Origin of the sequence: Candidatus Ancaeobacter aquaticus (assembly GCA_030765405.1) — a bacterium.
Taxonomy (GTDB): Bacteria; Auribacterota; Ancaeobacteria; order Ancaeobacterales; family Ancaeobacteraceae; genus Ancaeobacter; species Ancaeobacter aquaticus.
The window spans coordinates 1-9,830 of record JAVCCP010000006.1 but is presented as its reverse complement, the minus strand read 5'-3'; the positions used below and the strand labels follow the sequence as shown (position 1 = coordinate 9,830).

At 39.1% G+C, this 9,830-nt stretch carries 9 protein-coding genes; 7 read left to right on the top strand and 2 right to left on the bottom strand.

What is annotated here, in order from left to right; genetic code table 11:
* Positions 1-200 precede the first annotated feature (200 nt).
* From P9M13_00650 to P9M13_00635, 4 genes are all read left to right on the top strand, one after another.
* Positions 201-719, top strand: a complete 519-nt coding sequence (locus tag P9M13_00650; protein MDP8261795.1) for a DUF2914 domain-containing protein — start codon at positions 201-203, stop codon at positions 717-719.
* Positions 720-1,044: 325 nt separating this feature from the next.
* Positions 1,045-1,740 (top strand): ATP-grasp domain-containing protein, encoded by a 696-nt coding sequence (locus tag P9M13_00645; GenBank protein ID MDP8261794.1) that lies wholly within the window; start codon positions 1,045-1,047, stop codon positions 1,738-1,740.
* A gap of 33 nt (positions 1,741-1,773) precedes the next feature.
* Positions 1,774-2,685 (top strand): PTS sugar transporter subunit IIA, encoded by a 912-nt coding sequence (locus tag P9M13_00640; GenBank protein MDP8261793.1) that lies wholly within the window; start codon positions 1,774-1,776, stop codon positions 2,683-2,685.
* 32 nt (positions 2,686-2,717) lie between these two features.
* Positions 2,718-4,070, top strand: a complete 1,353-nt coding sequence (locus tag P9M13_00635; protein ID MDP8261792.1) for a folylpolyglutamate synthase/dihydrofolate synthase family protein — start codon at positions 2,718-2,720, stop codon at positions 4,068-4,070.
* A gap of 6 nt (positions 4,071-4,076) precedes the next feature.
* Here the strand turns inward: P9M13_00635 and murJ are convergent, their stop codons facing one another.
* Both murJ and P9M13_00625 read right to left on the bottom strand, forming a co-directional pair.
* The gene (gene murJ / locus P9M13_00630) at positions 4,077-5,639 is read right to left on the bottom strand and encodes a murein biosynthesis integral membrane protein MurJ (GenBank protein MDP8261791.1); all 1,563 of its coding nucleotides are present in this window, start codon (positions 5,637-5,639) and stop codon (positions 4,077-4,079) included.
* Positions 5,640-5,650: 11 nt separating this feature from the next.
* Positions 5,651-6,490 carry a YkgJ family cysteine cluster protein gene (locus tag P9M13_00625; GenBank protein MDP8261790.1) on the bottom strand — a complete coding sequence of 280 codons (840 nt, stop codon included), beginning with the start codon at positions 6,488-6,490 and terminating at the stop codon, positions 5,651-5,653.
* A gap of 106 nt (positions 6,491-6,596) precedes the next feature.
* On the opposite strand from P9M13_00625, the gene P9M13_00620 reads away from it, so the two are divergent.
* The 3 genes from P9M13_00620 (at position 6,597) to P9M13_00610 (ending at position 9,555) form a co-directional block, all read left to right on the top strand.
* Positions 6,597-6,839 carry a hypothetical protein gene (locus P9M13_00620; GenBank protein ID MDP8261789.1) on the top strand — a complete coding sequence of 81 codons (243 nt, stop codon included), beginning with the start codon at positions 6,597-6,599 and terminating at the stop codon, positions 6,837-6,839.
* 125 nt (positions 6,840-6,964) lie between these two features.
* On the top strand, positions 6,965-7,528 hold the full coding sequence (locus tag P9M13_00615; protein ID MDP8261788.1) for a PTS sugar transporter subunit IIA: 564 nt from the start codon (positions 6,965-6,967) through the stop codon (positions 7,526-7,528).
* 5 nt (positions 7,529-7,533) lie between these two features.
* Positions 7,534-9,555, top strand: coding sequence for an APC family permease (locus tag P9M13_00610; protein MDP8261787.1), 2,022 nt, complete (start codon positions 7,534-7,536; stop codon positions 9,553-9,555).
* The last annotated feature ends 275 nt before the right edge of the window (positions 9,556-9,830 follow it).

Sequence of the window (9,830 nt, the reverse complement as noted above, 5' to 3'; positions counted from 1 at the left end):
TGCCATGGTATTGTTCCATGCCTTGATCCTTTCCTCTAGTGTTTCCTGTTTAGGACCACTGAGGATAACGTTTCCGGGCATGGAACGCTTCCCTTTATACCTACGGCATTTTAATTTACACTTTTCACGGTTACTCATAATTATACATTGTCTTTGACTTACAACAATTTCACCTGTATACTTACACATCTATGAGGACTATGGGACTAAGAAGTGATAATATAAAGATATGTTTATTGGCATTTTGTGTCATTTACGGCCTTTTGCTTGGCGGGTGCGCACAGAAAAAAGATTCTGTGCAGGTTATGCCGCCGAGATCGTCAGATATGCCGTTTAATGAAAAAGCGGTCCCTGGTAATACTGACTCTGTGTCCCTGAAAGCAATTGCGCCGAAAAGAACCCTCAGTATTGGCGAGTCAGTATTTTGCACTGCGGTACACGATAGAGTGCCGGAGGGTATCTCTTCGTTATTTGACGCGCAAGTCGGAAATCTTTGTTTTTATACCGTGGTTCTCGAAGCAGAAAGACCAACAGAAATTGAGCATGTATGGTTTCGGGACAATAAAGAAATCGCACGCTATGTATTGCCGGTGAATTCTGTTAGATGGAGAACATACAGCACACATAAAATAGGTGCTTCGCAGTCAGGAAAGTATGAAGTGCGTGTTAATAACAGCAGGGGCGATGAATTGTTGCGAAAAGAGTGTGTAGTGAATTAGGGAGGTTCTTATTAGCATTGCGGTAATCTACAATGATATTGAAACATCGGAAGTACGTCATGACATATATGAGGCTGAGGCAGATGTTTTAGATGAGAGTAACGCGGTATGTTCAGCTTTACGTACACAGGGGGAAGAAGCTATTCTCATTCCTTTAAAACATGATTGTTTTGATTTTATTAATTCGCTCACTTTTTCAAATATTGATGCGGTCTTCAATTTAGTTGAAAGTGTCTATAATCAGAGCTCATATGAAAAAAATATTCCTGCTCTTCTTGAACTTTTGCGCATATCCTATACCGGTTCAGACTCACTAGCGCTTGGCATGAGTTTAGATAAGGTAATCACTAAAAAAATTCTTACTTTTCACGGGGTGAGGGTTCCTGAAAGTACCGTTATTAGCACGGTGGAAGAGGTAGATCGAAACACGATGTCATTTCCTCTTATCATAAAACCTGCACGTGAAGATGCGAGCATTGGTATTTGTGCAGAGTCAGTGGTCTATGACGTAGAAACACTGCAAGCAGCAGCTGTAGATATGATCAAGCGATATAGCGAAGTTATTATCGAGACGTACATTGAAGGACGAGAATTTAATGTGTCAATTTTAGGGAACAACCCTCCAACAGTACTTGCTTTATCAGAAATTGATTTTTCTCAAATGCCGTCAGATATGCCCAATATTGTCAGCTATAGGGCGAAATGGATAAAGGAAAGTATGGAGTATAAGGGGTCTCAACCCCTATGCCCGGCACAGATAGATGATGGAAAAAAGATTTTGCTTGAAAAGTACGCGCTCATTGCGTATAAATCAATGGGGTTAAGAGATTACGGAAGAATTGATTTTAGGATGAATTCGAGCGGAGAATTATTTGTCATTGATGTGAATGCAAATCCCTGTATCTCGCCGGATGCCGGTTTTGCAAGAGCTGCTGAGGCTTGCGGGATGAAGTATGAAGATGTTATATCTTCTATTGTTGCGTGTGCGATACATAGAAAAAAAGAAGCGCATTGTATTTAAATAAAAACAGTATAAAGAGGGGAGCGATTCAGCGTGAATCTAATAAATATACTTGATGAATCTTTAGTTATAGTTGATTTAAAAGCGACAACAAAGGAAGAGGTTGTTAAACAGTTGGTGCATGCGATAGTTATGAATAAGGATAGAGTGCCTACAAGCAAAGTCCTTGAGGATGCTATTTGGGACAGGGAACGTAATGGGAGTACCGCAGTAGGAAACGGTATCAGTTTCCCCCATGCACGCATAGAAGGGTTACGAGATATTTTTATTGCTATTGGAGTTTCAAAATCAGGTATAGCCGTAGACGCCCCGGATCGTAAAAAAGTGCAGCTGTTTTTCCTTATCCTTTGTCCGCACACAAAAAATCTTTTATTATTGCAAACGCTTGCAGCGTTATCTGCTTTTCTTAAAGTTTCAGCAAATAGGAAGGCGCTTTGTGAGGCGAAGAAGGCGAAAGAGGTAATAAGTATTATTAAAAAAGCTGATGTACGTATTAAAAAAGAGCTTCAAGCAGGCGATTTCATGAACAAAAATATTACCTCGGTATCGCCGGAGATGAATCTAAAAGAAGTTGTCGGTTTATTTTTTAAGAAGGGAATTGATAGCGCACCGGTTTTGGGGCCCGGAGATAAACTTATAGGAGATTTAACCGGTAAGGGACTGTTATGTGTAGGTCTTCCTAGTTACGCGAATTTGCTTGGAAATATTGCCTATCTTTCAGACTTTGAGCCATTTGAGGATTTTTTTAAGAAACAAGATAAAATTAAAGTAAGGAATTTGCTTTCCCCGATGGTTGTTAAAGTAAAAGAAACAACGCCACTCATTGAAGTCGCCTTCAAAATGGTTAAAGAAGATATACGCAGAGTGTACGTCGTAGACACTAATGATAAGCTTCTCGGGGTTATTTATCGCAGGGATATTATCGGTAGAGTGTTTTACAGCTGATATATCGATACACTAAGGATACACACTATTATTTGGCACCAGATGTGAAAAAGACATTCTCTTACAGTGATGCATGTCAGTATATTTATGGGCATACTGATTATGAAAGAATCACTTTGCCAGCATATAAAAAGACACATTATAATCTTTCCCGCTTTCGCAAACTGCTCAAAAAGATTGGTAACCCCCACTTACAATGCAAAACAATCCTTGTTGCCGGAACAAAAGGTAAAGGGTCAACTGCAGCGTATATTGCATCAATGCTTCATGAAGCAGGGTACGAGGTTGGTTTTTACTCGTCACCGCACCTTGTCACTGTACGAGAGAGAATACAGGTAGGCGTAACTCATATAACAAAGAATGAATTTGCTAAAACTATTCACAAAATTGCAGCAGCGACAAAAGAAAGTAATTCTTCAAAAAAGGATTATGGAACAGTTTTTGAGATCCTTACCGCAGCTGCATTTTCCTATTTTACCCAGAAAAAAGTCGATATTGCCGTTATAGAAGTGGGGTTAGGGGGGAGACTAGATGCAACCAACGTTGTCAAGCCTCTTCTTTCCGTTATAACGCCGATTGGATATGATCATACACACATCTTGGGTAAGACCCTTGCTGCTATTGCGCGTGAAAAGGCGGGTATTATCAAAAAGAATGGTACCGTTGTCGTTGCACAGCAAAGACCGAGTGCCTTAAAAGAGATCATTGCGCGCGCGCGTGCTAATAATGCACGCTGTGTAGATGTGGCGATAAACACACGTATTTGTAACGTGCGTGTAACTCCACAAAAACAATGGTTTGATTATAATGCTCCTAACATGCATATTCGAAAACTATGTATTGGGCTTATTGGGTCTCATCAAATTAACAATGCGGCAACTGCGCTACATGTGATTGATTATCTGAATCAAACTCCTCAGTTTTCAATACCTCTTTACGCTATGCGTAAAGGGCTCAAGAATGTTGTGTGGTCATGCAGGATTGAAATCGTCTCAAAAAAACCGTGGGTCATTCTTGATGGTGCGCATACAGTGAATTCTGCACATCATCTTGTTAAAACACTGGACCAAGCAATACGCTACAAGAATATGATACTTGTTTTGGGACTCAGTACTCAAAAAGATGTGGCAGGCATAGCAAAAGAACTTTGCTCTCATGCCGAGACCGTTATTATTACCTGCGCTGATCCTGTGCGGGGAATAGATCCCCATGAGATTGAAAAAGTATGCAGGGTCTCTTGTCCGGATGTGCAGATTAAAAATGATCCTCTAAAAGCATTTAGGCATGCGCGTTCGATCGCAAAAGCTGAAGATTGCATATGTGTTACGGGTTCTCTGTATCTTGCAGGAGCAATTAAGAAAATGTTGGACCGGACTAAGCGTTAGTTTTTACTATTCTTCTTTTCGAAGACTCATCAATTTCTTTATATCTTTTATTTCGTTACATCTAAATATGAAACTGAATACAATATAGGTAACAAGCCCTCCGGTAATGGCGCTAAAAAGAGATAAAACCTGGTAGAGTATGCTTGTATGAGAATAAAAGTTTGTCAGATGTATTATTCCCACACATACGAATGCCATAACTGTTGACGCGCACATTATTTTTACGATGAGAAACCCAAGAGCTTTTAAATTAATTGTTCCGTAACGTTTATTAAATACATATAAGAGAAGTAGGCAGTTTACACATGCAGCGATTGAGAGACCTAATGCTATTCCCCCCTGTTTAAGGGGGTGCATAAATACAAGAGCGGTAACCACATTGACTGTGAGTGACACCCATGCGATTTTTACCGGTGTTTTAATGTCGTGAAATGCGTAGAATGCCGGTGCAATAACTTTTATTCCCGCAAAAAAGAATAATCCAATAGAATAAAAGATGAGTGCGTATGCCGTAGCTTCAGTATCAGCGGCAGTGAACTTGCCGTGCTCAAAGAGTACCTTGATTATCGGAGTGCGTAAAGCGATAAGCCCAAAGACGGCGGGTATCGTACCGAAAGATATAAGCCTGAGGGAAAAAGTCACTATGTCTTTCACCCCATTTATATCGTTTTTTGCAGCTCTTTTGGACATTTCCGGTAATGTAACGGTCGCAAGAGATATAACCAGTATACCGAGTGTGAGCTCCATAACACGATCAGAATAATATAAACTCGAAACAGCGCCTTGTGCAAGAAATGATGCTAAAAGAGAACCGATCAAAAGCTGAATTTGTGTGACACCTGCGCCAAATACGCCGGGAACAATGAGTTTACCAACTTTCTTTATTGCCGGATGAGTAAAAGAGATATTGAACCGAAATGACATACCGTATTTTTTGAGAAGCGGTAACTGTATTGCAATCTGGAGTATGCCGCCAATTAAAGCCCCAATCGCGGTAGCGATCGCCGGTTCCTTAAAATATGATGAAAAAAGCAAGGTGCATGTGATGACTGAGATATTTAATAGTACAGGTGCAAAAGAGGGTATGGCGAACCGTCCCAGTGAATTTAAAATACCCATAGCAAGCGCTGCAAGGCCAATAAAGAGTATGTATGGCGCCATGATACGATTTAAGAGTATTGTTGCAGCTGTTTTACCGGGCGTTTCTTCAAATCCGGGAGCCATGCATTTAACAATAAAAGGAGCAAAGATAATTGCTAAAACTACGGTGATTGTAAGAATAAATGCTAACGTAAAAAACATTTTATTGGCAAAATCCCACACTTTTTTTTGCTCGTTCTCAGATTTATATTTAGTAAAAACAGGAATAAATGCCGCTGTCATAGACCCTTCAGCGACTAATCGTCTCAGGAGATTTGCAATGCGGAATGCGACGGTAAATGCATCCATGCTGAAACCCGCACCAAGGAGTGCGGCAAGCGTCAGATCACGAATATACCCGAATATCCGTGAAAGGGTTGTCATTGATCCGACAGTAAGAGCAGATTTAAGTATTTTGTGTTTTGACATTAGTATGGGAGTTAATTTTGATTTTTAATGACAATGATATCGTTATGGTAAAAAATCCAGATAAGTTCATAAAATTCTCTTTTAGATAATTTTACCGGATACTTTTTATTCATAATACGGCGTATATCTCCTAATGTATTTTTTGCATCAAATAGTTTGATAAGGTTAATCAGCATAGCATCATCCATCTTATCTGTATGAAAATCACATTCTACAGAGATTAAACCACACCTAATAGCCATTTTTTTGATAAATGTTATCGTTTTCTTTTGTTTAGAATAAAAAATAGTTTTTATTTCTGTAAGTGGATCGCAAATAAATATCATATCGTCTTTACATAATTTTATAAATTTCTTTGCAAGCAATGTGCTTTTTCTTTTTTGATCAGATGAATGGGGTGACGGTGAGAGCATCCACCCATTACTGCAGCTGAATTGTTTGCAAACTAAAGGCCTGGTTTTGTATGCTGAACACATATTATTATCGTTCAGATAGAAACAGGTCCCGTCTTCTTTTCTTTTTAATACATATGCTGTGTTTAAGCAATGTGCGTCTTCATATTTACAGTCACTTTTTGTTAACAAACATAATGCACGTGCATGATATCGTTTAGATTGAAATTCTTCTTTTGTAATATAAACATCTATAGATCTGCAGCATTGCGCTTTACATGTATCAAGCACATCAGAGCAGGTTCCCTTTAAAAACAGCTTACCCTTCTCAAAATCCAGGGTTACTTTAGATTTATTTTTGATATTTTTTTTATTCATAGGTGTCTTATGGCTCATTTTTACATAAATTTTTATGCGTACAACGTCATGAAGGTACCATAATAGGTAACATTTTTCCATATAAATATCCTCATCACTTGATATGGTGTAAAAAATGAGTTATACTGTTACCAGCTAGCAACTTATAGTTATTTGTCGTTATAGTTTATATTGGAGAAAATAAACTATGAATAACGCGTGCTTCAAAGTAAAAAAATATTTTATTTATTGCATATTGTTTCTTGCAATTTTACTGCTATTTCAAATGAGTGTGTCTTATGATGTTTTAGCGTTGTCACCATCTTCCAAAATAGACGAAATCTCAAAAGTGTACATAAAGCACGCTGAGCGAATACATGATATTAAGCATAAGCATAAACAAAAACTATTAGACGATATATTAAGCGGCTCTTTTGCAGTAGACGGGTAACCTTAAGGGTAATAATATTTATTGACATATGTTTCTAATTTAATATACTTTATTTCTAGTGGCCAATGGATAAGTATTATACCGTTGGTCTTTTTTACTAATAAAACTTTTAAAAGACACAAAAAATGCACTCATTTATCAGTAAATTAGTAAGTCCTATTCGCGATTTTGTCTTTGGGAAGAAACAAAAAGCGGTAACACCCATTAAGACTTTGGGCGAAAGCGGTGTGAAGCTTTCACACTTCCTCTCTCCAGAAGCAATTATTATCAATAATGCTATCAAAGATAAGGAAGAGGCGATACGGATGCTTTCTGAGCATCTTTGTAGACTCCATAACATTGAAAGCGCTGAGACGGTCAGTGATGAAATAATAAAACGTGAGAGACTTGAAAGTACATTTCTTGATAATGAAGTTGCGATACCGCATGCCCGTTATCAGGGAGTTAAGAAAATCACCTCGGTTTTGGGTATTTTTCCTCAAGGCATCAAAGAAAACGAGACAGAAAAACTCCCGGCAAAGTTTATTTTCCTCTTTCTTTCACCCGTTGATGCACTTACACAACATCTTCAGCTTTTAACCCGTATTGCATTTGTTTTTCAGGATAACCTTGTTAAAAGCAGTCTTTTAAAGATCAAGGATCCCGCAGACATATATTATCTTATCAAAGAAAAAGAAGGTATTGCATAAACGTAATGGATACTAACCCCCATGACAGTTCGTCTCCAAAAGCCTTTAAGCATAAAGTAACAAAAATTGTTGTTGTTACAACCGCTATGCTTACCTTTATATCTTTTTGGCGTGCCGCATCGATTGTGCTGTGTGATCTTGGTTCGTCTGCATATTATGCTGCCGGTATTGCAGAGCAGGCCATTGGTAAAGCAGCCCCATGGTTTATTCTTGCGGTAATGTTGTTTGCAATATGTGTGCGTTTAGTATACATAGAGTCATGCGGCATGTTTGTCCGTGGAGGCGTCTATAAAGTTGTTAAAAGTGTTTTGGGTGGTACATTTGCAAAAGTTGCGGTATCCGCTCTTATGTTTGATTTTGTGCTTACCGGACCGGTAAGCGCTGTGTGTGCCGGTCAGTATCTCGTTGGTTTAGTTAATCAGTTATTGCCAATGGTAAATATCAATATCGCATTACCGCGGGATTTTACCGCGATGATTCTTGCCCTTATCGTTATTATATATTTTTGGCGTAAAAATGTTATCGGCATCGGAGAGAGCAGCGGTAAGGCGATGAGGATCATACAGATCGCATCGGTTATGGCGCTTTTATTATTCTTGTGGGCGATACCGACTCTTGCCATTAAAGGTGTTCACTTTCCGGCCTTTGAACTCAGTTTTAGTCACGAAGCGTTTGGTTGGCTTGAAGGCTTTGACTGGCTTAAGGCTATAGGTACATTTGGTGTCATGGTCGCGTTTGGACATTCGATACTTGCTATGAGCGGTGAAGAGACTCTCGCACAGGTTTATCGTGAGATCGAGGCGCCAAAGATGCATAATTTGAAAAAAGCCGCTGTTGTGATAACCATATTCAGTATCTGTTTTACTGCAGGGTTATCTATTCTGTCTTTTATGATCATTCCGGATGAAATACGCACAACACAGTATCAGGATAATTTATTGAGCGGTCTTGCAATGAATATGGTCGGGCCGTATGCGTTACGTTTTGCTATGCAGTCTTTTGTCGTTATCGTTGGGTTTCTGATCCTTTCAGGGGCAGTAAATACCTCAATGGTAGGTGCAAACGGTACGCTTAACCGTGTAGCAGAAGACGGGATCTTAACCGATTGGTTCCGTTCCCCGCATAAAAAGTTTGGAACCACAAGCAGGATAATAAACGTTATTGCGATAATGCAGCTTGTGACCGTTGTCTTATGTCGGGGTAACATATACGCCCTTGGTGAGGCATATTCGTTTGGGGTGATATGGTGTTTTACGTTTGATGCCATGTCTATGTTAGCGCTCAGGTTTAAAGATAGAAGCCCGCGTGAATTTAAGGTGCCATTGAATGTTACGGTGAAAGGAGTTGAGCTTCCCATAGGGTTAGCGCTCATATTCCTTGCGCTATTAACGATAGCGATAATTAATTTCTTTACAAAAACGACGGCGACAACGCTGGGGCTTATATTTACGAGTGCGTTTTTTGTAACATTTGTTATATCTCAGTTCCTTAATAAGAGAAAATTGAATGAAACCAGCAAGTACGAAAAAGTAAACCTTGAAGATCATGAAAAGTTATCTGCCCAGATATGTGAGTGTGAACACGAACACCGCGTACTTGTTGCTGTACGGGATCCGAACAATCTTGTGCACTTAAAGAAAGTGCTGGGGGAAATTGATCCTGAACAGACGGATCTGATCGTTATGAGCGCAAAGATAGCGCAGGGGTACCGGCACGAAACGGCTATGCATCACCTGATACCTGACGAACAGCATCTTTTCACCAATGTTATAACGATGGCAGAGAAGAAAGGAATGTCGGTTATACCTGTTCTTGTCGCGTCAAATAATTTTCATCATGCTATTACACAAACTGCTCATGATTTACGTGTGCAACAGGTTGTACTCGGTATCTCAACGAAGAGTTCACCTGAAATACAAATGGAACAAATAGCGATGTCATGGGGGAATATCTGTTCAACAGAATCAATGCCCATGGTTGTCCGCATTATTTGGCCAACACGTGAATTTAAATGCCAATTGTCTTAGAGACAGAGTCTCTAAAGACAATTTCCAATAACCAAATACCAAATTCCAAACAAATCACAATAAACAATTACCAATATTCAAACTCGAACTATCCGCTCTACGCTAAACACTATTTTCTCTACGAGTCACTAAGTACGAAATACGAGATACTCAGCAATTCCGCAACAAAGTATTTTAGCTCACCATAAGTCATTCTATTTACGATATTTTAGTGGTAAACGCCTTGTTTGAGCAAATTCGTATTGACGTTGAAGTATTTTATTGACATAAAAACT